We start from the raw sequence: 22649 nt of genomic DNA, 5'->3' as shown, positions 1-22649 counted from the left end.
AGTTGGCCAAAACGACCGGGATGGTTGACAGGTTGTGTTTAATGTATCCAATCTACACTGAATCAGCTAGGCCGATCAGTCCAGGCATGACTGCCTGAAAAAAGGTGCATTTTTTCCATCTCAGAAGGGTGTGATTCATGGGGCACATAATCGTCATTGGCGCCGGTATCGTGGGGTTGGCAGCGGCGCACTATCTGCTGAGGGAGGGCGTCTGCGTGACGGTGGTCGACCGCGACCCTGAAGGTGACAAGGCGTCGTTCGGCAATGCCGGGGGCATCGCGGTCACGGAAGTGATTCCAGCCTCGGTACCGGGCGTGTTGTGGAAAGTGCCACGCTGGCTGGCCGACCCCCTGGGGCCCTTGGCGATACGTCCGGCGCACGCGCCCAGGCTGATACCGTGGCTGCTACGGTTCTCCCGTGCCGGCAGACCCTCGGAGTTCAAGCGCATCACGGCGGCATTGGCGGCACTTAACACTCGGGTCTATGACGACCTGCTGCCGTTGCTCGCCGAACATGATCTTCGCGAAGAATTGCAGCAGCTCGGCGCCCTGACGGTTTACGAGCAAAAAACGGCGTTCGACGAAGATGCACTGCAGTGGGGCCTCAAGCGGTCCTACGGTGTTGAGGTGCGCACGTTGACTGGCAACGAAGCACGTGAAATCGAGCCTGCATTGAGTCAGTCGATCACACGCGGGGTGTTCACGCCCCAGTGGTCCCACGTCAGGGACCCCAAGACCCTGGTCGATAAATTGCGTCAGTCATTGTTGGCCAGAGGTCTCTGCATCCAGGTTGGCGAGGTCTGCGGTATCCGGCCAGGCCTTGAGGGCGGCGCCGTGTCGGTGGGGCTTGGCGATGGCAGCTGGTTGCCGGCCGATAAGGTCGTGGTCGCCGCTGGCGCGTGGTCCGGCCTGCTGGCCCGACACCTTGGGGACAAGGTCTTGCTGGAAAGTGAGCGCGGCTACAACACCACCATTCCCGAGCCTGGCGTGGTGTTATCCAGAGAAGTTATCTTCGCGGAGCGCCATTTCGTCGCCACGCCGTTGAGCTGTGGCTTGAGGATCGGCGGCGCCGCCGAATTCGGTGGGCTGCATGCACCCGCGAATTTCAAGCGCTCCCAGGCTTTGGCCAGGCTAGCCGAGCGCTATCTTCCTGGCCTACGCACCGAGGGCGGTACCTGTTGGGCTGGGCATCGCCCAGCGACCCCTGACAGCCTGCCGGTGATCGGTGCGTCACCGCGCCATCCTGGCGTGATCTACGCCTTTGGCCATGGTCATCTCGGCCTGACCCAGGCGGCCACCACCGGCCGTCTGGTCAGCGATATTGCCCTGGGCAAACCGCCTCTGGTCGATCTTGCACCCTATGCAATCAGCCGTTTCAACTAACGCGTTCAAAAGGGAGTTCCTATGTCTCGTCATACGTTCTTTTGCATCGATGCGCACACCTGCGGCAATCCAGTGCGCGTCGTGGTCGGTGGAGCGCCATTGCTGCCCGCTGTTCCAATGGCTGAAAAGCGTCAGATCTTCCAGCGTGACCATGATTGGGTCCGGCAAGCCTTGATGTTCGAACCCCGTGGTCATGACGTCATGTCGGGCAGCATTCTGTATCCGTCGTCCCGTGAGGATTGCGACATCGGCGTATTGTTCATTGAGGTCAGCGGTTGCCTGCCCATGTGCGGCCACGGCACCATCGGTACGGTCACAGCCGCGCTGGAAGCCGGCCTGGTGGTGCCGAAGGTCGAAGGCACGCTTGCCATCGAGGCGCCGGCGGGGCGCGTCGCAATCGACTACGTCAGGACGGGCGCGGCGGTGGAGCAGGTGCGCCTCTACAACGTTGCCAGTTACCTTCACGCCGCCGATGTGGAACTTGATGTGCCCACCCTCGGCAAACTGAATATCGACCTGGCGTATGGTGGCAACTTCTACGTCATCATTGAACCGCAGGCCGGTTGGGCCGGGCTGGATTCCATGGCGGTCAGTGAAATCGTCCGATTGAGCCCCATGGTGCGGCAAGCGGCGCAGGCGCTGCTGGCGCCGGTACACCCGCTGGACAGTCGTATTCAGGGCGTCAGCCATGTGATGTGGTGCGACAAGCCCAGGAACCCCCGCGCCCACGCGCGCAATGCGGTGTTCTATGGCGACAAGGCCCTTGACCGTTCGCCCTGCGGTACTGGCTCCTCAGCGCGTATGGCGCAACTGGTTGCGCGAAACCGCTTGAAGGTGGGCGATGAGTTTGTCCACGAGAGCATCATCGGCACGATGTTCGATTGCCGGGTCGAGTCGGCCACTGAGGTCGGCACGTTTCCAGGCATCATGCCGAGCGTTGCGGGCTGGGCCCAGGTAATCGGTCACAACACACTCTTTGTGGATGACCGCGACCCACTGGCGCATGGATTCCAGTTGGGTTGAACCGATGGCGGCAGGCGCCCTCCGAGGGCGCCGCCGCCGGCATTCAAACCTGAGGGGCTTTGTCGCGTTTTTGCTTGAGCAGCGTGACAAGGTCAGTGCCTGCGCGCTGGATGTGCTTGCGCAGGAACTGCACCGCTTTCTTGGTATCGCCTTGTTCACACAGCTTGAGCAGTTCGCGGTGGTCGACTTCGGCTTCTTTTTTTCCGGCTGTCAGCAACAGTTGCAAGCGGATGTAGCGATCCGTCTGAATATTGATGCCTTGAACGATGGCCAGTGTTTGCACGCGATCAGCCGCTGCGTACAGGCTTTCATGAAACCGCCAGTTGAGTTTGCCCCATTGCGCGATGTCATCGTCGAGGTAGGCGGCTTCAAGTTGCGGCAGCAGTTGCTGGGTGACTGCAAAGTGCGCGTCCGTCATCTTCGGCAGGGAGCGTTCCAGCAGCTCGGACTCCAGTAACGCGCGCAGATCAAACAGCTCGGCGATTTGCTCCAGGGGAATGGACTTCACCACCGAGCCTTTGTGAATCTGCGTGGTGATCAGCCCCGACGCCTCCAGCTCCTTGAAGGCTTCACGCACCGGCATGCGGCTCACACCGTACTCGGTCGCAATCGTCTCTTGGATCAGTGACTCGCCTTCCTTGAACTCCCCATTCAGAATCCGCTCACGCAATGATTCCGCCAGGGTTTCGGGCAAGCTTTGACGTTTGATGCGCAGGTTGGGCAAAGGCTCTTTTTTAGGCATTCTTCAACTACTGACAGGTGAATGGATCCAGGATTTGAGATCCCCATCGGTCGATCATACCTCAGGCACGCGGGTGTAGGACGCTTCCAGTCAATGAGCGCGAAACAGGTCAAGGTTGCACGCAGCCCTCCACCCTTCGGTTGAGGCCAAATGGATTGCTGTCCTGGAGTGCGGGAGGCAGCAACGCCTGGGGAAAGTCCTGGTAACACACAGGCCGCAGAAACCGGTTGATCGCCAGGCTGCCCACCGAGGTAGCACGCGGGTCAGAAGTCGCTGGGAATGGGCCGCCATGAACCATCGCATGACACACCTCCACGCCCGTACCAAACCCGTTCAGCAGAATACGCCCGGCCTTTTTTTCCAGGATGGGTATCAGTGCGGCGAGTGCTGGGTAGTCGTCGGCGCAGGTGTGAACGGCAATCGTCAATTGACCTTCCAGTGCCTCAAGTACCTGTAGCAGTGTGGGGCCATCAGGGCATCGAACAATCAACGATGAAGCGCCAAACACCTCGTCACGCAATGCCGTGTGTGTGAGGAACGCCTGCGCGCTGGTGGCAAACAGCGCGGCCTGCCCTTGAAACCGTTCACCCGCGCGGCCTCGGCCAACCAGCTCTACACCCGGCTGCGTGCTGAGTTTTTCAACGCCCTTGCAATAGCTTTCGTAGATTGCAGGCGTCAGCATGTTTGCCGCAGGCACTTCGCTCAGGGTGGTGCTTGCCGCGCGCTCGAAGGCGGCGAGTGACGGGCCGTCGATTGCCAATATCAAGCCAGGGTTGGTACAGAACTGGCCTGCGCCCAGGGTGAGCGAAGCGACGAAGGCGTCAGCGATCGCCGCACCGCGCTCGGCCAGCGCATGGGGCAGCAGCACCACGGGGTTGATCGCGCTCATTTCGGCGTAGACCGGAATCGGTTCCCGACGCGCCGCGGCAATGTTCATCAAGGCCACGCCGGCCCGTTGCGAGCCCGTAAAGCCCACCGCCTTGATCCGATGATCGGCAACCAGGGCCTGGCTGATGCTGTGCTGCGCATCGAACAGCAGGGAAAACACACCCTCCGGCAATTGGCATTCACGTATTGAACGTTGAATCGCCTGGCCCACCAGTTTGGACGTCCCTGGATGGGCCGAATGCGCCTTGACGATCACAGGGCAGCCAGCGGCCAGTGCAGAGGCGGTATCGCCTCCCGCAACTGAAAACGCCAGCGGGAAATTCGAGGCGCCGAACACCGCCACCGGGCCGAGGGCAATGTTGCGCAGTCGGATGTCTGCGCGTGGCAGCGGTGTGCGTTCAGGGCATGCCGGATCAATGCGCGCCTCCATGAAACCGCCATCGCGGACAACGGAGGCGAACAGCGCCAGTTGGTTGACCGTACGGGCCCGTTCGCCTTCGAGCCGCCCGCGTGGCAGGCCGGTTTCGGCCATGCAGCGTTCGATCAAGGCATCGCCCAACGCGAGGAGATTGCGCGCGATGGTTTCCAGGAAAACCGCACGGCGCTCTGGCGTGGTTTCGCGGTAACGATCGAAAGCAGCGCTGGCCAGGGCGCAAGCGCTGTCGAGGTCGTCTAACGTGGCACCGCCGAACGCCGGGGGAAGGGTTTCACCGGTGGCGGCGTTGACTCCCCAGATCTGAGCGTTTTTACCGCGAACCTTCGACTGGCCGATCAGCATTTCACCTGTAATGGACATGACAAACCTCCCTCAACGAAAAATAGATGTGCACGACAAAACGGGCCCCTTGCAGTGGCGAAGGGGCCCGTGGTGTCAGCCGCGAACGGCGAAGGTGTCGATGGCCTTCTGGACGGTGCTGATCACGTATTCACGCTCCTGGCCGACCAGTGCCAGGCGCGGTGCGCGAGTCCACTCAGGCGCGCCATAAACCAGATGTTCGGCCAGCTTGATGTACTGCACCAGTTTGACGTGTACGTCCAAGTGAAAGGACGGCGTGAGGATGTGATACAGCTCGCGGGCCTCACTGAAACGTTGCTGGGCACAGAGGTTGAACAGCTTTACGCATTCTGCCGGCCACACGTTGGTCATGCCCGATACCCAGCCGGTGACGCCCAGTGCGCTGCTTTCGACGATCAGGTCGTCAACCCCGCAAAAAATGCTGAAACGCTCGCCGAAGGCCACATACATGTCGGTCACACGCCGGATGTCGCCGGTTTCTTCCTTGACGCAGACGATTTCGGGCGTATCGACCAGGTCGGCCAGGATCGCCGGGGTGCAGTCCACGCCGTAGGCGATCGGGTTGTTGTAGATCATGATTGGCAGGTCGGTTGCGTTGGCGATGCCCTTGTACCACTCCACCGTCTCGCGATGGTCGGTCTTGTAGCCCAGGCTCGGGAACACCATCAGGCCTTGGGCGCCGAAGCTCTTGTACAGCGCCGCATGTTTCTTCGCCGTGTGCAGGGTGATTTCGGCCAGGCCGGACAGCACCGGCACGCGGCCGGCGGCCACTTCGACCGCCGCGCGAATGACCGACTCGCGCTCCTGCAGGCTCATCGATGCGTTCTCACCCAGCATCGGCAGGACGATAACGCCCGAGACGCCATTGTTGATCAGTCGATCAATGCTGGCTTGGGTTGCCGCCAAGTCGACCTCGCCATCCTGGGTCAGCTTGGTGGTGACTGCAGGGAAAACGCCTTTCCAGATTGCCATTTCAATTACCTTTTTTGTTGTGATGGAGTTGTCGTTAAATTGTCAACTGTATCCAATCTACAATTTGATAATTCAACTTGTCCACCCAAGGCTTGATTTTTTTATGGCAAAAAAATTCCGAGGCGCTTATCGCGCTAACCCGAGTCGCGCATGCCATTGGGCAATGGACTCATCGGGGTACTCATCGAACTGCAGGTCGCCCTTGCGTAGCGTGACCTCTACCCAGGCCGCCTTGGACCCCAGCATCAAGTGCGTATGCTCCGGTGGCACCGGCAATGGCGTGTCGATAGCCGAGGCAAATGGATGGATCAGCTCGGGCCATTCCGGGCTGAACACCCACAGCGCGCTGCCGCATTGCGAGCAGAAGTGCCGCTCGGCCGTACTCGCATGGGCACGGCTGGCGCCTTCGGGCTTGAGCTTGGCGTGGTAGATCGAAATGAATTTGCGCCCACGTACCTTCAGGCTGGCGGTATCACCGGCCAGGTTGATCGCATAGCCGCCACCGCCCTGGGTCTTGCGGCAGATCGAGCAGTAGCAACGCTGGTAAGGGTAGGGGTGGGCACTGGCGAGGCTGAACGTGACGGCGCCGCAATGGCAGGATCCTTCAAGCTGCATGGGGAGTCTCCTTTGGCAAGGTGACTGCTCAGCTTAGGCGCTATCGGGCATCAACGTGGCAATCAACGCACGAATGGTGCCGGGCAACGCCTCCAGCTCCCGCACCAGGATACTGCGCTCGCGAATCGCCCAGGGCTCATCCAGCTTCACCGTCACCAGTTGCATGGTGCGGCTGTGACGCACGGCGGCCGACTCCGGAATGATGCCAATCCCCACACCGGCCTCGACCATCCGGCAGATCGCCTCGAAGCTCGACACCTGGATACGCAGCGACAAATGTTTGCCCAGCCGCTCGACGTGCTCGCGCAGGAAACTCAGCAAGGTGCTGCCTTCGTGCAGGCCGATATGCTGATAGGCGAGGGTCTGTTCCAGCGTGACCGAGGGTTGTTCCGCCAAGGGGTGGCCGACCGGCACCATCAACACCAACTCATCGGTGCTGAAATGCAGCACTTGCAAGCCCGAGGCTTCCACCGGGCCGGCGATGATGCCCATGTCGCTGGTGCCATCCAGCACGCCGCGCACGATGTCGCGGGAGAGTCGTTCCTGCAGGTCGACGGTCACGCCGGGGCGTTGTGACAGGAAGCCCGCCAGCACCTCCGGCAAGAATTCGGTGACGGCCGTGGTGTTGGCAAAGATGCGGATATGCCCGGCCGAATCCACGCCGTATTGGGTGAATTCGCTCTTGAGGTAATCCACCTGGCGCATGATCAACCGCGCATGGTGCAGCAAACGCTCACCGGCCGGGGTGATCTCCACGCCACGGCTGTCGCGGTACAGCAGGCGGGTGTCGAGTTGGCCTTCGAGGGCTTTGATCCGCGCACTGGCGGCAGCCGGCGAGAGGAACGCGCGCTTGGCGCCCTGGGTCAGGCTGGGGGATTCGGCGATATGGATAAACAGGCGCAGGTCGGCCAGATCGAAGTGCATGCAAGACTCCCAGGGCAGGATGGCGGCGTTCAGCATAACCGAACGCCGGTTTATTGAAATGCAAATTCTCAGAACGGCGATAGGCTTGCATGATCCGGGGCAGACACTCACTGCCCGAGGACCTGCACCCGATGAGCGCCACCGATTGGATCGGCCGAAGCGAAACCGCCCACGACCACCTCAGCCATAACCTGCTCAAGCGTATTGCCGCCACCTTCGGTGAAGAAGTGCCCGAAGACGGCGCGGACATCCCGCCGCTGTGGCAGTGGTGTTTCTTCCAAGACCCGCTGCCGGAAACCGCGCTAGGCAGCGACGGCCACCCGGCCCGCGGAGGTTTCCTGCCGCCGGCCGACAACCGCAACCGCATGTGGGCCGGTGGGCGCATCGAGTTCCTGCAGGCACTGCGGGCCGGTGAGGCGGCGACCCGCGTGTCGACCATTACCCAAGTCGAAGAGAAAACCGGTCGCACCGGTTCGCTGCTGTTTGTCACCGTGCGCCACGACTATTCCCAGGACGGTCGCCTGGCGATCCGTGAGGAACAGGACATCGTCTACCGCGAACCCACACCGCCCAAATCCGGCAGCGGTGATGCGCTGGAGCAGGGCGAATGGTCTGAGGCCGTCGATCCCACGCCAACCCTGTTGTTTCGCTACAGCGCCGTGACCTTCAACGGGCATCGCATTCACTACGACTACCCCTATGTCACCGGCACCGAAGGTTATTCAGGCCTGGTGGTGCATGGGCCGCTGATCGCCACCCTGAGCCTGCGCGCATTCTGCCGCGCCAACCCTGGCGCCACCTTGCGCCGTTTTGCCTATCGCGGTGTGCGCCCGTTGATTGCGCCACAGCCGTTTGAAGTGGGCGGCCGCGTGACCGAAACCGGTGTGGCGCAGCTGTGGGCCGGCAATGCCCAAGGGCTGGCGCAGCAAGCCAGCGTGCATTTCGAATAATCCAAGAACAACAGGCGGAGAGCCGTTAATGAACCCCAATGACAATGAAGAACTCAATGCCATCCGCGAAGGCGTGCGCGCTTTGTGCGCCGAATTCGATGCCGCGTACTGGCGCAGGATTGATGAGGAAAAAGGCTTCCCCGAAGCCTTCGTCAAGGCGTTGACCGACGCCGGCTGGCTGTCGGCGATGATCCCCGAAGAGTACGGCGGCTCCGGCCTGGGCCTGGCGGAAGCCTCGGTGATCCTTGAAGAAGTGAACCGCTGCGGCGGCAACTCCGGCACCGTGCATGGCCAGATGTACAACATGTTCACCCTGTTGCGGCACGGTAGCGAAGCCCAGAAACGCTTCTACCTGCCCAAGCTCGCCAGCGGCGAATTGCGCCTGCAATCCATGGGCGTGACCGAGCCCACCACCGGCACCGACACCACCAAGATCAAGACCACCGCGATTCAGCGTGGCGACAAGTACGTGATCAACGGCCAGAAAGTGTGGATCTCGCGGATCCAGCATTCCGACCTGATGATCCTGCTGGCGCGCACCACGCCTTTGGCCGAGGTGAAGAAAAAGTCCGAGGGCATGTCGATCTTTCTGGTGGATCTGCGCGAAGCCATCGGCAACGGCCTGACCGTGCAGCCCATCGCCAATATGGTCAACCACGAAACCAACGAGCTGTTCTTCGACAACCTGGAGTTGCCGCTGGACAGCCTGATTGGTGAAGAGGGCAAGGGCTTCAAGTACATCCTCGACGGCCTCAACGCCGAGCGCACACTGATCGCCGCCGAGTGTATCGGTGATGGTCGCTGGTTTATCGAAAAGGCCAGTGCTTACGCCCGCGATCGCGTGGTGTTTGGCCGGCCTATCGGTCAGAACCAGGGCGTGCAGTTCCCGATTGCCGAAGCGCATATCGAGATCGAAGCGGCCGACCTGATGCGTTGGCGTGCCTGCGAGGAATACGACAGCGGCGCCAATGCCGGGGCCAGTGCCAACATGGCCAAGTACCTGGCGGCCAAGGCGTCCTGGGAGGCGGCCAACGCCTGCCTGCAAACCCACGGCGGTTTTGGCTTTGCCTGCGAATACGACGTGGAGCGCAAATTCCGCGAGACGCGCCTGTACCAGGTGGCGCCGATCTCCACCAACCTGATCCTGTCCTACGTGGCCGAGCATCTGCTCGAACTGCCACGCAGCTTCTGAGGGCCTGACCATGAGCCATACCCAAGCCTTGTGTCGGTTCCTCGCCGAGCTGAACTACGCGCAACTGCCGGAAGACGTGCTGGCGCGCACCGAAGATTTGTATCTGGATTGGCTGGCCTCGGCGCTGGCAAGCCAGGGCGCGCACCCGATTCCGTTGTTCGAGCATTATGCGCAGAAAATGGGCCCCAGCAGCGGTCCGGCGCAGGTGATCGTCAATGGCGGCAGCACCAGCGCGTATTTCGCCGCGCTGATCAATGCGGCTTCATCCCATCTGGTCGAGCAGGACGACCTGCACAACAGCTCCGTGCTGCACCCGGCGACCGTGGTATTTCCAGCAGCGCTGGCGGCCGCCCAGGACCTCGGCAAATCCGGCCGCGATTTGCTGCTGGCGTCGGTAGCCGGTTATGAAGCGGGTATCCGCATCGGCGAATTCATGGGCCGTTCCCACTACCGTATCTTTCACACCACTGCCACCGTCGGCACGTTGGCGGCGGCGGTAGCTGTAGGCAAGTTGCTGGATTTCAACGAAGAACACTTCATCAACCTGCTCGGCAGCGCGGGCACCCAGGCGGCCGGCTTGTGGGAGTTCCTGCGCGATGCCGCCGATTCCAAGCAACTGCACACGGCGAAAGCGGCGGCGGACGGCTTGCTCGCCGCTTACCTCACGGCGGACGGCCTGACCGGCGCGCGCAATATTCTGGAGGGCGATCAAGGTCTGGCGGCCGGTATGTCCCGTGATGCCGAGCCAGCCAAGTTGTCCGCCGACCTGGGTAGCCGCTGGGCGTTGCTGGAAACCTCGTTCAAGTTCCACGCCTCATGCCGCCACACCCATCCGGCCGCCGATGCGCTGTTGGATTTGATGCAACGCGAAGGCCTGCACGCCGAACAGATCGCCCACGTGGAAACACACGTGCACCAAGGCGCCATCGATGTACTGGGCCGGGTGAAAGTACCGACCAGCGTGCACCAGGCCAAGTTCTCCATGGGCACCGTGCTGGGCCTGATTGCCGTGCATGGCAAGGCCGGGCTCACCGAGTTCCATGAGCTGGCGTTGACCGATCCAGCGGTCTCAGCCTTTCGCGACAAGGTCAGCATGACCCTCGACCCCGACGTCGATGGCGCTTACCCGCAGCGCTGGCTCGGTCGCGTCACCGTCACCACGCTGGATGGCCGCACGCTGCACGGCGCCATCGACGAGCCCAAGGGTGATCCGGGCAACACCCTGAGCCGTGCGGAGCTGGCCGACAAATTCCAGCGTCTCAGCCAGTTCAGCAACGCCCGCACACCGGCCGAGGCCAATGCCCTGATCGACAAGGTCTGGGACCTGCGCAATGCCGCATCCATGGCCGACTGGCTTTGAGGAACTGTCATGACTAACCCAAGACCGCTGGACGGTATCACCGTTGTCAGCCTGGAACACGCGATTGCCGCGCCATTCTGCACCCGTCAACTGGCCGACCTGGGCGCCCGCGTGATCAAGGTGGAACGCCCCGGCGCCGGTGACTTTGCCCGTGGCTACGACGAACGCGTGCGTGGCCTGGCTTCGCACTTCGTGTGGACCAACCGCTCCAAGGAAAGCCTGACCCTGGACCTCAAGCAGGACGAGGCGGGCACTATTCTCGATACCTTGTTGGCTGACGCCGACGTACTGGTACAGAACCTCGCACCCGGCGCCGCCGCGCGCATGGGCTTGTCGTTCGAGGCGCTGCATGCGCGCTTTCCACGCCTGATCGTCTGCGATATTTCCGGCTATGGCGAAGGCGGGCCGTACGAAAAGAAAAAGGCCTATGACCTGCTGATCCAGAGCGAAGGCGGCTTTCTCTCCGTCACCGGCGGGCCTGGCGACGACCAGATGGCCAAGGCCGGTTGTTCCATCGCGGACATCTCGGCGGGCATGTACGCCTACAGCGGCATCCTCTCGGCGCTGCTGTTGCGCGGCAAGACGGGGAAGGGCAGCCGCATCGATGTGAGCATGCTGGAAAGCCTGGTGGAATGGATGGGCTACCCGATGTACTACGCGTTCGACGGCGCACCGCAGCCGCCGCGTGCCGGGGCGGCGCACTCGACGATCTATCCCTATGGACCGTTTCCCACCGGCGACGGCGGCACGGTAATGCTCGGCCTGCAGAATGAACGCGAATGGGCGGCGTTCTGCGACAAGGTGCTGCTCACCCCGGCATTGGCGACTGACGAGCGTTTCTGCGCCAACTTCAAGCGCTCGGCCAACCGCGACGTGCTGCGCCAGATCATCGTGGACAGCTTCGCGCAGTTGGATGCCGAGGCGGTGATCCAGCGCCTGGAAGACGCGCAGATCGCCAGCGCCCGGGTCAACGATATGCAAGGCGTGTGGGACCACCCGCAGCTCAAGGCGCGGGACAGTTGGCGCGAAGTCGATAGCCCGGCCGGTGCGTTGCCATCGCTGTTGCCGCCGGCACGCAATGCTGCGTTTACCCCGCGCATGGGCGCTGTTCCAGGTTTGGGGCAGCACAGCCAAGGCATTCTCGAAGGGCTCGGTTACGCCGCAGACGCCATCGACGGCCTGCGTACGCGCGGTGTTATCTAATAATAAGGAGTTCAACAAATGCCTAAGCCCTTGGTTCGTTCGGCGTTGTTTGTACCCGGTAGTCGACCGGAGCGATTTTCCAAAGCCTTGGCCAGCGGTGCCGACGCGGTGATCGTGGATTTTGAGGATGCGGTGGAAGAGCCGCTCAAGCGCCAGGCGCGGGATAACCTTGGAGCGTTTTTGACTGCCAACCCCGCCGCCCAGGTGTGGGTGCGGATCAACGCGCCGGAACATGCCGAGCACTTTGAGGATGTGGCGTTCTGCAAGGCCCATCCGAATGTGGCAGGCGTGCTGTTGCCGAAGGTCGAAAGCGCAGCCCAGGTCGCCGTGGTGGCGGCCACCGGCAAAGTCATCTGGCCGATCATCGAGAGTGCGCGGGGTTTGCTGGCGGTGGCCGAGATCGCCCATGCAGCGCAGGTAGAACGCCTGTCGTTCGGCGGGTTGGACCTGGCGCTGGACCTGAACCTGAGCAGCCATTCCCCGGCCGCCCAGTTCGCCCTGGACCAGGCGCGTCTGGCGCTGATCGTGCATTCCCGTGCCGCCGGCCTGGTCGCACCGCTGGACGGCGTGCACCCGGCCATCGACGATCCCGAAGGCTTGCGTCGCTCGATTCGGCATGCCTACGAGATGGGGTTTGCCGGGGCGCTGTGTATCCACCCCAAGCAGGTGGCGGTGATTCACCAGGCCCTGGCGCCCAGCGCCGAAGACCTGGCTTGGGCCCAGCGCGTGGTGGATGCCGGGGCCCATGGGGCAGGGGCGTATCAGATCGATGGGCAGATGGTGGATGCGCCGGTGTTGCTGCGCGCGCAACGGCTGCTGGCCGCCTCTATCTAGCTGGAGAAACCGAATCAAAATGTGGGAGCGGGCTTGCTCGCGAATGCGGTCTATCAGGTACATATAAATTGACTGACGCTCCGCATTCGCGAGCAAGCCCGCTCCCACATTGGATCGCTGTTGTAGCTTAGATTGGCGTTCGTCCAGACCGAACGCAGGTATCAAAAAATCGAAATTCACTACACGCGTGACATCAGGCACCTTGCCCTACAACACAACAATAAGAAGGTGATTTCCCATGCTCAAGCTTTCCCGGGCGCTGCTGTGCGCCGCCACCTTGTTTGCCGCGTGCCTGGCCCAGGCGGCGGACCCGATTGTCATCAAGTTCGCCCACGTGGTTGCTGAAAACACCCCCAAAGGCCAGGGCGCGTTGCTGTTCAAGAAACTCGCGGAAGAACGCCTGCCCGGTAAGGTCAAGGTCGAGGTGTACCCGAACTCGTCGCTGTTCGGCGATGGCAAGGAAATGGAAGCACTGCTGCTGGGCGACGTGCAGATGCTCGCGCCGTCCCTGGCCAAGTTCGAGCAGTACACCAAGCAAGTGCAGATCTACGACCTGCCGTTCCTGTTCAACGACCTGGCTGCGGTCGACCGTTTCCAGGCCGCCCAGGGCAAGGAATTGCTGACCTCCATGCAGGACAAGAACATCCTCGGCCTGGCCTATTGGCACAACGGCCTCAAGCAACTCTCGTCGAACAAGGCGCTGCATGAGCCCAAGGACGCCCGTGGCCTGAAATTCCGCGTGCAGGCTTCGAGTGTGCTGGAAGAGCAGTTCAAGGCGATCCGCGCCAACCCGCGCAAGATGAGTTTTGCCGAGGTGTATCAAGGCTTGCAGACCGGCACCGTAAATGGCACCGAGAACACTTGGTCGAACTATGAAAGCCAGAAGGTCAACGAGGTGCAGAAGTACTTCACCGAGTCCAACCATGGCCTGATCGACTACATGGTGATCACCAACGCCAAGTTCTGGAATGGCCTGCCACCGGATATCCGCAGCACGCTGGAGCAGATCATGGTCGAGGTCACCGTCGAGGTGAACAAGCAGGCCGAAGCGCTGAACCAGTCGGCCAAGCAGAAGATCGTCGATTCCAAGACCAGTGAAATCATCGAACTGACCCCGGAGCAACGCCAGCTGTGGCGCGAAGCCATGCGCCCGGTGTGGCAGAAGTTCGAGGGTGAGATCGGGGCTGACCTGATCAAGGCGGCGGACGCGTCCAACCAGTAAGCGCGGGTGGTACCGAGCGCCAATGTGGGAGCGGGCTTGCTCGCGAAAGCGGTGGGTCAGTCACCAGGGTTATCAACTGACAGACTGCATTCGCGAGCAAGCCCGCTCCCACATTTAGAGCCGGTTCCATCCTGAGCCTTGCATAACCCATCTCATTTTCGCGAGGTTTTGCCATGCAAACGCTAAGGCGCGTCTGGGAGCACCTGGAGGAAGGTTTTATTGCCTTCCTGCTGGCCGCCATGACCCTGGTGACATTCGTCTACGTCATGCTTAACAACATCTACACGCTGTTCTTTGCCCTGGCTGACAAGTGGGCGTTGAGCAGCAACTTCTTCAATGCCCTGGGCGATCACACCATGACCTGGGCCCAGGACATGACCTGGAGCGTGGCGCTGACCAAGGCCATGTTCGGCTGGCTGATCTTCTTCGGTATCTCCTACGGCGTGCGTACCGCCGGCCACCTTGGCGTGGATGCACTGGTGAAGTTGACCAAGCGCCCGGTGCAACGTGTGCTCGGCATGCTCGCCTGCCTGTGCTGCCTGGCGTATGCAGGGCTGTTCATGGTCGCCAGCTACAAATGGGTGAGCGCCGTGATGGGCGCGCACATCGGCGCCGAAGACCTCGATCAGTACGGCGTGGATGTCGGCGACATCGTGGTGATCGTGCCTATCGGGTTTGCCATGGTCTTCATCCGTTACCTGGAAATTTTCTACCGCATCTTTACCCACCGTCAGGTCGGGTTGGGGCTGGCCGACGAGGCTGGCGAGGCCAGCAAATTGGCCGGCAGCCATGAGGAGCGTCACTGATGGCCGTGCTCTGTCTATTCCTGTTGTTGTTTGTGTTCATGTTCCTTGGCGTGCCCATTGCGATTTCCCTGGGGCTGTCCGGCGCGGTGTCAATCCTGATGTTCAGCCAGGACTCGGTGAGTTCCCTGGCGATCAAGCTGTTCGAGACCTCTGACGCCTATACCTTCCTGGCGATTCCGTTCTTCCTGCTCTCCGGCGCGTTCATGACCACCGGCGGCGTGGCGCAACGGCTGATCGACTTTGCCAACGCCTGTGTCGGTCATATCCGTGGTGGCCTGGCGATTGCGGCGGTGCTGGCGTGCATGCTGTTTGCGGCGCTGTCCGGTTCGTCTCCGGCGACGGTGGCGGCGGTGGGCTCGATTGCCGTGGCGGGCATGGTGCGTTCCGGTTACCCGAAGGAGTTCGGCGCCGGGATCATCTGTAACGCGGGCACCTTGGGCATCCTGATTCCGCCGTCGATCGTGATGGTGGTGTACTCGGCGGCCACCGAAACCTCGGTCGGAAAGCTGTTCATGGCCGGGGTGATTCCGGGATTGCTGCTGGGCCTGATGCTGATGATCGCGATCTATATCGTCGCGCGCATCAAGAAGCTACCGGCGCAACCACGGGCGACCTTCCGCGAGTGGCTGACCTGCGCACGTCGCGCCTTCTGGGGCTTGTTGCTGTTGGTGATCATCCTCGGCGGCATCTACAGCGGCATGTTTACCCCGACTGAAGCGGCGGCGGTGGCGGCGGTGTACTCGGCGTTTGTGGCCTTGTTCATCTACAAGGACATGAAGCTGCGCGACTGCCCCAAGGTGCTGCTGGAGTCCGGGCGCCTGGCGATCATGCTGATGTTCATCATCGCCAACGCCATGCTGTTTGCCCATGTGCTGACCACCGAGCAGATCCCCCAGGAAATCACCGCGTGGGTGATCTCCGAAGGGCTGACGCCGATTGGTTTCCTGATCATGGTCAACGTGGTGCTGCTGGTGGCGGGCAGCTTCATGGAGCCGTCGGCCATCGTGCTGATCCTGGCGCCGATCTTCTTCCCGATTGCCATGAAGCTGGGCATTGACCCGATTCACCTGGGCATCGTGATGGTGGTGAACATGGAGATCGGCCTGGTGCATCCGCCGGTGGGGTTGAACCTGTTCGTGACCTCGGCGGTGACCGGGTTGAGCCTGGGGCAGACCATTCGTGCGGCGTTGCCGTGGTTGATGATTCTGTTGGTGTTCCTGATCATGGTCACCTACTTGCCATTCATCTCCCTTGCACTGCCGCACTGGCTCGGTATGTAGATCCCAATCACCCTGCAATACCTGTGGGAGCCGGGCTCGCCCGCGATAGCGGTGTGTCAGTTGCCAAATTCATCGGCTGACACTCCCTCATCGCGGGCAAGCCCGGCTCCCACATTTGATCCGCGCCTGTGCTTAGTGGTCCAGCGCACTCAAGATTGCATGGGCCACTTTCACCCGTTCCCCGTTCGGGTAGTTTTTGTTGGCCAGGATCACTACCCCCATTTCCTTGCTCGGCACATACGCCACGTACGCACCGAACCCATTGGTCGAGCCGGTTTTGTTCACCAGCGTATCGGCATGCGGCGCTTGTGGCGGGGTCAGCCAGTTCACCGGATGCGGTTCTACCGCCATTTTTGTCGAGTTGCCCTCCACCAGGGCGTCCAGCTTGATCGGATAAGGGTACATCTCCCAGCCCAGCCCCTGGGTCATGGCCTCGACAGTGTAGTAGCCGGTGTGTGTGGTGGTGATGGCTTGTTGCAGCACTGGGTCCAGTGTTGCCGGACGCATATTGACCTCTACGTAATGCAACAGGTCCGAAGCGCTGGTCTTGATGCCATAGGCCTCGCTGTCCATCGCGCCGGGACCGACTCGCACGGGTTTTCCGTCCTTGCCATAGCCCTGGGCGTACAGGTTCATCTGGCTCTTGGGAACAGTGATGAACGTGTGCTTGAGCCCCATTTTCGGTAGCAGGGTTTTCTCCATCAGTTGATCAAACGGCTGCTTCAGGCTCTGCGCCGCCAGGTAGCCGAACAGGCCCAGGCTCGGGTTGGAATACAGGCGTTGGGTACCCGGGGCGAAGTCGGGTTTCCACTGCTGGAAGTAGCTGATCATGTGCTGGGTGTTGTCCGCCTCGCGGGGAAATTGCAGCGGCAGGCCACCGGCGGTGTAGGTACCCAGGTTGAGTAGGCTGATGTGGTCGAACTCGCCGCCGCGCAACGCTGGCAGGTACTGGCTGGCCGGGTCGGTGAGGGTCAGTTTGCCGCTCGCAACGGCATAGCCGGCGAGGGTGGCGGTGAAGGTCTTACTCACCGAGCCAATTTCAAACAGCGTGTTTTCACTGACGGGCTGTTTGGCATCTTTACTGGCCACGCCGTAGTTAAAGTATTGCGCGTTGCCGTCCTTGATGACGCCAACGACGAGGCCTGGAATAGACTGTTGCTGCATCAGCGGCTTGACGCTGGCGTCTACCACGGCGCGCAGGTCGGCGGCGGCCAGGCAGTGGCTGGCAGTGAGGAAAAGAACTAAGGCGGTTAAATGGCGCACTGCGAATTGAGTTTTATGGGGCATGCGGTCGTTTCTTCTGCAGGTGAGAGTTTCATTGGGCTGCGGTTCTATCAAAACGATTTCACCAGGTTGTAACGGCCGTAAGAGGCCTCAATGGTTTTTTCCTGTTCCATCTTTCCGAGCATTGATTGCACGTGACCAAGTGCAGCTTTATCGGTAGAACTGATATCTAATTTGCTGATAAGTCCAGACTCAGTCTCAGAGTTCGCCATCAACACGCCGCGAATCCGACGTTCCAATACGACTTCCTCAGCTATGGCCCGCTGCAGCGTTCCAATCTGCGCTTTCAGGTCTTCGAGTTCGACGTTTTTATCTGAGTGATTGTCGAGCTTTTTTTGAAGCTCATCGACTTTTTCGGTGTAATCCTTGTACGGGAGTTTCAACGTCCTGTTGGACAGTAGCAGCATCACCAGGATGAGAAATGATACGGTGAACAGGTAGATGTAGGTAGGGACTTGCTCTGGAAGATACTGATGCTTTGAAAGCGCCGAGCCCAGGAAGTACGCATCTGCAAAGGACACCAGTGTTGCTGCGATAGACAGGCCAGAAGCCAGACCTGCCAGCGTTTTTACGTTCATGCGTCATATCGTCCTTACGATTTTTTCACTATCCCTTACCGCACACACGCAGAGAAAACGTTCGCTGTTGTGAGGGCTGGTCATGCTAGCTTTTTTCGGGCGTGTTTTGTCCAGCTCTGCACCTTCGACAGGTTTATGAGCCTCGACAGCATTCAAACCAGGTATTTATTGAACCAACCGAGCGTCCTTTCCCACGCCAGATTCGCCGCCGCCTCGTCATAGCGTGGCGTCGAATCATTATGGAAGCCGTGGTTGGCGCCCTTGTAGATATACGCTTCATACGTGGTTCCGGCGGACTTGAGCGCCTGCTCATACGCCGGCCAACCCTCGTTGATCCGCGTATCCAGCTCACCGTAATGCAGCATGATCGGCGCCTTGATCCGGGGCACGTCCTTGGCCTCCGGCTGGCGCCCATAGAACGACACCGCCGCGCCCAGTTCCGGGTAGGCCACCGCCGCCGCGTTGGTCACGCCGCCGCCATAACAGAAGCCGGTAATCCCGACCTTGCCGGTGCTGCTGTCGTGGTGCATCAGCCATTCGATGGCGGCGAAGAAGTCGTTCATCAGCTTGGTCGGGTCGACGGTCTGTTGCAGGGCCACGCCTTTTTCGTCGTTGCCGGGGTAACCGCCCACCGAGGTCAGGCCATCCGGGGCCAGGGCGATGAAGCCCGCTTTGGCCAGGCGCCGGGCGACGTCTTCGATGTAGGGGTTGAGGCCGCGGTTTTCGTGGACCACCACCACCGCCGGCAGCTTGCCCGTGGCCTTGGCCGGGCGCACCAGGTAGCCGCGCACCGTGCCGTTGCCTTTGGGCGATGGGTAGGTGATGTAGTCGGCGACGATGTCCGGGTCGGTGAATTTCACCTGCTCGGCCAGCGCGTAGTTGGGGCTCAGGGCCGCGAGCAGGGCCGAAGCGGTGAGGCCGCCAAAGGTGAACAGCGCAGCGCGGTCGAGAAATTCGCGGCGGTTGATCTTGCCGTGGGCGTAGCCGTCATAGAGTTCCAGCAGTTCGGGGGCAAAGTCTTTCGCGGTGAGACGAGTCATCGGTGCATCCTCGATTAGCGGTGGCGGTCAATGTAGCCCAGGATCAGCCCTCGCGACCATGGGCGGCGGCGGCCAATTGGCCGGTGTCGACACGCACGAAGATCGAATCGCCGATGGCGGTCAGCACGTCACCGGCGTACACCTCGCAGATCACGCGGGTCTTGCGTCCCACGTCACCGTCGACACGCGCGCGCAGGGTGAGGGTGATGCCCATGGGCGTCGGCTTGATGAATTTGATCCCCAGGTTGCCGGTGACGCAGTCGATGCGCGGCAGGCTGCCGGGTTCGCGCGCTTCGGCGCGGTAGTGGTAGGCCATGGCGGTCCAGTTGGAGTGGCAGTCCACCAGCATGGCGATCAGGCCGCCGTAGACCAGGTCGGGCCAGCCGCTGTAGTGGGCCTCGGGCAGGTGTTCGGCGACCAGGTGGATGCCGTCCGCGTCCCAGCGGCTCTTGATGTGCAGGCCGTGGGGGTTGCTGCCGCCGCAGCCGTAGCAGATGCCTTCCGGCGCGGTGATGTCCTGGAGTGAGGGGGCGTGCATGCAACGTCCTTATTATGGGTGGGGCGACTACTCTGTTTAGCAGGACAAACGCCCGAATGGAATAAATCCCTGGTATGGCGTGTTAGTTCAGTACCTGTGTCCTTTCCTTTGCGGAGCGTTGCATGAAACGTTTTATGTCCCCGGTCACCGTACTGGCCCTGATCCTTGCGTATGGTTCCAGCGCCCAGGCGGTGGAGTACAAGGACGTCAATCGAACCGCCAGCCAGATCAGCTTCACCTACAAGCAATTGGGGCAGCGGGTGTACGGTACGTTCAGCGAGTTTGAAGGCACCTTGACCTTCGACACGCAAAAGCCGGAGACCGGGCATGCCTTGCTCAAGATCCAGCTGGCCAGCATCGACGCGGGTAGCCCGGACGCGAATGACGAACTGCAACGCGCGTCCTGGTTTGATACCGCGACGTTTCCGGTGGGTGTGTACGAGTCCACCGGTGTCAAAGCCTTGGGCGACAACCGCTACACGATCAGCGGCAACCTGACCATCAAGGGCACCACGCGCCCGGTGGACGTGGACGTGGTGCTCAAGGAGCAGAGCGGCATTGGCGTGTTCGACGGTGAGTTCATCCTCAAGCGTGGCGACTTCAAGATCGGCGAGGGTGAGTGGGCCGGCAACAGCGTGGTGTCCAACGACATCAACATCAAGTTCAAGATGGTCGCGCCGCAGCGTTAACGGGCGAACCGCTTCGCGCCGGCCACGCAGCCGATCACCGCAACCGTCACCAGCACCATGCCCAGGCTGACCTGCTCATGCAGCAGGCCCGCCGCCAGCGCCAGGCCGAAAAACGGTTGCAGCAACTGCAACTGGCCGACGGCGGCAATGCCACCCTGGGCCAGCCCGCGATACCAGAACACAAAGCCGATCAACATGCTGAACAGTGACACGTAGCCCAGGCTCAACCAGGCGGGCAGGCTGATGGCGCTGAAGGTCGACGGCGCGAGCATCAGGCTCAACGGCACCACCACCGGTATCGACACCACCAGCGCCCAGCAGATCACCTGCCAACCGCCCAGGCTGCGCGAGAGCTTGGCGCCTTCGGCATAACCCAGGCCGCACACCAGTACCGCCAGCAGCATCAGCAGATCGCCGGCCGGTGCGGCGCTCAAGCCTTGGGCCACGGCATAACCCATCACCAACCCACTGCCCACAATCGAGAACAACCAGAACACCGGACGCGGCCGCTCGCCGCCGCGCAACACGCCAAACACTGCGGTGGCCAGAGGCAGCAGGCCGATGAATACGATGGAGTGGGCCGAGGTCACGTATTGCAGCGCCAGGGCGGTGAGCAAGGGAAAGCCGATCACCACGCCCAAGGCGACAATCGCCAGCGGCACCCACTGATTGCGCGCGGGGCGTTTTTCCTTGAACAGCCACAGCAGGATCACGCCAAGAAAGGCGGCGATCGCGGCACGGACCATGGTGAGAAACACCGGGTCGAATTCCATCACGGCCATGCGCGTGGCGGGCAATGAACCGCTGAAAATCACCACGCCGATAAAGCCGTTGATCCAGCCCTGGGTGCTGGTGTCCAGGGTGTTGAGGGGGGATGTACGTTCCATGAGGGAATATCCGTAGCCGGAGGGGTTGCGTTCTGGCCATCCTAGGGGCGAGCATTAGGACAATCAAAAAATTGTCATGGATACATCCCAATGCCGCGCGCCCGCTACAAGTCCCTGGTCGATTCCTTTGCCGAAGCCATCCGCAGCGGCCAAATGCCGCCCGGCACGCGGCTGCCGACGCACCGGCAACTGGCCGCCGAGCACGGCCTGGCGCTGGTCACTGCCAGCCGCGTATACACCGAGCTTGAAGCCATGGGCCTGGTCAGCGGCGAAACCGGGCGTGGCACCTTCGTGCGCGAGATAGCGTTGCCGCCAGGGCAGGGCAGTGGGCAGATGACGGTGACGGCGGGCATGCTCGACCTCAATTTCAACTATCCCTCGTTGCCCGGCCAGGCGGAGCTGTTGCGCACGGCGTTGCGCCAATTGGCGCTGTCTGGCGACCTCGAAGCACTGTTGCGCTACCAGCCTCATGCCGGGCGCCTGCATGAGCGCGCAGCCTTCGCGCGGCATTTGCTCAGTCGTGGGCTCAGTGTCGACGCCGAGCAGGTGCTGCTGGTCAGCGGCGCCCAGCATGGTCTGGCCGTGACGATGATGGCGTTACTCAAGCCTGGGGACGTGATCGCGGTGGACGCGTTGACCTATTCGGGGTTCAAGGTATTGGCCGAGACCCTGCACCTGGAAATTGTCGCGATCCCGGTGACGCCGACCGGCCCGGATCTGCAGGCCTTGCAAAACCTGTGTCGCAAGCGGCCGGTGCGTGCCGTGTACAGCATGCCGACCCTGCACAATCCCCTCGGTTGGGTGATGGCTCTGTCCCAGCGCGAACGGCTGGTGTCCATCGCCCGTCAGCACAATCTGATGATCATTGAAGACGCGGCCTACGCGTTCCTCGCTGAAGACGCACCACCTCCGGTGGCGACGCTGGCGCCAGAACGCACGGTGTACGTGGGCGGGCTGTCGAAAAGTGTCGCGACCGGCCTGCGCGTGGGGTTTATCGCGGCGCCGATGGAGTGGGTGAAGACGCTGGAGCGCACCATCATGGCCACCACCTGGAATGTGCCCGGTGTGATGAGCGCCATAGCGGTGGCATGGCTGGAGGATGGCACGGTGGCGCAGCTTGAGGCGCAAAAGCGCGAGGATGCCCAGGCGCGACAGGCCCTGGCCGCTCGGGTGTTCAAAGGGCTGACCACGATCAGCCATCCCTCGTCGTATTTCTTGTGGCTACCCCTGGCGGAAGACGCCCGGGCCGATCAGATCGCCATGGCCTTGCAGCGTGACAACATTGCCGTGTCGACCGCCGAGCCGTTTGCCGTCTCGGCGCATGTCCCGCATGCGTTGCGGTTGGCCTTGGGTTCGGTGCCGATCTCGGCACTGCGCGAAGCGTTGCTCAAGGTGCGCAAAGTGGTGGCGTGGTGAGCCGGTTTCAGCGGCTCACCGCAAGGTA

Annotated in this window: 22 protein-coding genes; 12 read left to right on the top strand and 10 right to left on the bottom strand. The window is 61.6% G+C overall.

The window, feature by feature from the left end:
• Positions 1 to 137 precede the first annotated feature (137 nt).
• Positions 138 to 1382, top strand: coding sequence for an FAD-binding oxidoreductase (locus HX823_RS23800; protein ID WP_177077044.1), 1245 nt, complete (start codon positions 138 to 140; stop codon positions 1380 to 1382).
• A 21-nt stretch (positions 1383 to 1403) separates the two neighbouring features.
• The gene (locus tag HX823_RS23795) at positions 1404 to 2405 is read left to right on the top strand and encodes a 4-hydroxyproline epimerase (protein WP_177077042.1); all 1002 of its coding nucleotides are present in this window, start codon (positions 1404 to 1406) and stop codon (positions 2403 to 2405) included.
• A 43-nt stretch (positions 2406 to 2448) separates the two neighbouring features.
• Here HX823_RS23795 and HX823_RS23790 read toward each other — a convergent pair whose 3' ends face one another.
• The 5 genes from HX823_RS23790 to HX823_RS23770 form a co-directional block, all read right to left on the bottom strand.
• Positions 2449 to 3147 (bottom strand): GntR family transcriptional regulator, encoded by a 699-nt coding sequence (locus HX823_RS23790; RefSeq protein WP_177077040.1) that lies wholly within the window; start codon positions 3145 to 3147, stop codon positions 2449 to 2451.
• Positions 3148 to 3256: 109 nt separating this feature from the next.
• Positions 3257 to 4831, bottom strand: a complete 1575-nt coding sequence (locus HX823_RS23785) for an aldehyde dehydrogenase (NADP(+)) (protein WP_177077038.1) — start codon at positions 4829 to 4831, stop codon at positions 3257 to 3259.
• 75 nt (positions 4832 to 4906) lie between these two features.
• Positions 4907 to 5803, bottom strand: a complete 897-nt coding sequence (locus HX823_RS23780) for a dihydrodipicolinate synthase family protein (protein WP_177077037.1) — start codon at positions 5801 to 5803, stop codon at positions 4907 to 4909.
• A 126-nt stretch (positions 5804 to 5929) separates the two neighbouring features.
• Entirely contained in the window at positions 5930 to 6418 is a 489-nt protein-coding gene (locus tag HX823_RS23775) for a GFA family protein (RefSeq protein ID WP_177077035.1), read from the bottom strand.
• Positions 6419 to 6451: 33 nt separating this feature from the next.
• Positions 6452 to 7342 (bottom strand): LysR family transcriptional regulator, encoded by an 891-nt coding sequence (locus HX823_RS23770; protein ID WP_177077033.1) that lies wholly within the window; start codon positions 7340 to 7342, stop codon positions 6452 to 6454.
• A 131-nt stretch (positions 7343 to 7473) separates the two neighbouring features.
• Here HX823_RS23770 and HX823_RS23765 point away from each other — a divergent pair, with 131 nt between their 5' ends.
• The 8 genes from HX823_RS23765 to dctM all read left to right on the top strand — a co-directional run bounded on the left by HX823_RS23765 (position 7474) and on the right by dctM (position 16189).
• The gene (locus HX823_RS23765; RefSeq protein WP_177077031.1) at positions 7474 to 8292 is read left to right on the top strand and encodes a MaoC family dehydratase N-terminal domain-containing protein; all 819 of its coding nucleotides are present in this window, start codon (positions 7474 to 7476) and stop codon (positions 8290 to 8292) included.
• Between the two features lie 28 nt (positions 8293 to 8320).
• On the top strand, positions 8321 to 9484 hold the full coding sequence (locus HX823_RS23760; RefSeq protein WP_038841872.1) for an acyl-CoA dehydrogenase family protein: 1164 nt from the start codon (positions 8321 to 8323) through the stop codon (positions 9482 to 9484).
• Positions 9485 to 9494: 10 nt separating this feature from the next.
• On the top strand, positions 9495 to 10844 hold the full coding sequence (locus tag HX823_RS23755; RefSeq protein WP_177077029.1) for an MmgE/PrpD family protein: 1350 nt from the start codon (positions 9495 to 9497) through the stop codon (positions 10842 to 10844).
• Between the two features lie 9 nt (positions 10845 to 10853).
• Positions 10854 to 12047 carry a CaiB/BaiF CoA-transferase family protein gene (locus tag HX823_RS23750; protein WP_177077027.1) on the top strand — a complete coding sequence of 398 codons (1194 nt, stop codon included), beginning with the start codon at positions 10854 to 10856 and terminating at the stop codon, positions 12045 to 12047.
• Between the two features lie 18 nt (positions 12048 to 12065).
• Entirely contained in the window at positions 12066 to 12881 is an 816-nt protein-coding gene (locus HX823_RS23745) for a CoA ester lyase (protein ID WP_177077025.1), read from the top strand.
• A 238-nt stretch (positions 12882 to 13119) separates the two neighbouring features.
• On the top strand, positions 13120 to 14103 hold the full coding sequence (locus HX823_RS23740; RefSeq protein WP_177077023.1) for a TRAP transporter substrate-binding protein: 984 nt from the start codon (positions 13120 to 13122) through the stop codon (positions 14101 to 14103).
• A gap of 173 nt (positions 14104 to 14276) precedes the next feature.
• Positions 14277 to 14909: a TRAP transporter small permease gene (locus HX823_RS23735; protein WP_033896622.1), complete on the top strand. Its 633-nt coding sequence runs from the start codon at positions 14277 to 14279 to the stop codon at positions 14907 to 14909.
• Complete coding sequence (dctM, locus tag HX823_RS23730) at positions 14909 to 16189, top strand: C4-dicarboxylate TRAP transporter large permease protein DctM (protein ID WP_016979464.1); 1281 nt, start codon at positions 14909 to 14911, stop codon at positions 16187 to 16189. Before HX823_RS23735 ends, dctM begins: the two co-directional genes overlap by 1 nt.
• 132 nt (positions 16190 to 16321) lie before the next feature.
• On the opposite strand, the gene ampC is transcribed toward dctM, so the two are convergent.
• From ampC to HX823_RS23710, 4 genes are all read right to left on the bottom strand, one after another.
• Positions 16322 to 17476 (bottom strand): class C beta-lactamase, encoded by a 1155-nt coding sequence (ampC, locus tag HX823_RS23725; protein WP_177077021.1) that lies wholly within the window; start codon positions 17474 to 17476, stop codon positions 16322 to 16324.
• A gap of 47 nt (positions 17477 to 17523) precedes the next feature.
• Positions 17524 to 18051 (bottom strand): hypothetical protein, encoded by a 528-nt coding sequence (locus HX823_RS23720; RefSeq protein WP_177077019.1) that lies wholly within the window; start codon positions 18049 to 18051, stop codon positions 17524 to 17526.
• Positions 18052 to 18203: 152 nt separating this feature from the next.
• A complete protein-coding gene (gene yghX, locus HX823_RS23715; protein ID WP_177077017.1) occupies positions 18204 to 19091 on the bottom strand; it encodes a YghX family hydrolase in 888 nt (295 codons plus the stop codon).
• 43 nt (positions 19092 to 19134) lie between these two features.
• Positions 19135 to 19629, bottom strand: coding sequence for a PaaI family thioesterase (locus tag HX823_RS23710; RefSeq protein WP_177077015.1), 495 nt, complete (start codon positions 19627 to 19629; stop codon positions 19135 to 19137).
• Positions 19630 to 19763: 134 nt separating this feature from the next.
• On the opposite strand from HX823_RS23710, the gene HX823_RS23705 reads away from it, so the two are divergent.
• Positions 19764 to 20318 (top strand): YceI family protein, encoded by a 555-nt coding sequence (locus HX823_RS23705; protein ID WP_038841845.1) that lies wholly within the window; start codon positions 19764 to 19766, stop codon positions 20316 to 20318.
• Here the strand turns inward: HX823_RS23705 and HX823_RS23700 are convergent.
• Complete coding sequence (locus HX823_RS23700; protein ID WP_038841842.1) at positions 20315 to 21205, bottom strand: DMT family transporter; 891 nt, start codon at positions 21203 to 21205, stop codon at positions 20315 to 20317. The genes HX823_RS23705 and HX823_RS23700 overlap by 4 nt on opposite strands.
• 90 nt (positions 21206 to 21295) lie before the next feature.
• Here HX823_RS23700 and HX823_RS23695 point away from each other — a divergent pair, with 90 nt between their 5' ends.
• A complete protein-coding gene (locus tag HX823_RS23695) occupies positions 21296 to 22621 on the top strand; it encodes a PLP-dependent aminotransferase family protein (protein WP_177077013.1) in 1326 nt (441 codons plus the stop codon).
• The last annotated feature ends 28 nt before the right edge of the window (positions 22622 to 22649 follow it).

It is taken from the genome of Pseudomonas sp. P7759 (assembly GCF_013386445.1).
In the GTDB taxonomy this organism is placed as follows: domain Bacteria; phylum Pseudomonadota; class Gammaproteobacteria; order Pseudomonadales; family Pseudomonadaceae; genus Aquipseudomonas; species Aquipseudomonas azotoformans_A.
This window is presented reverse-complemented; position numbering and strand designations above follow the sequence as displayed.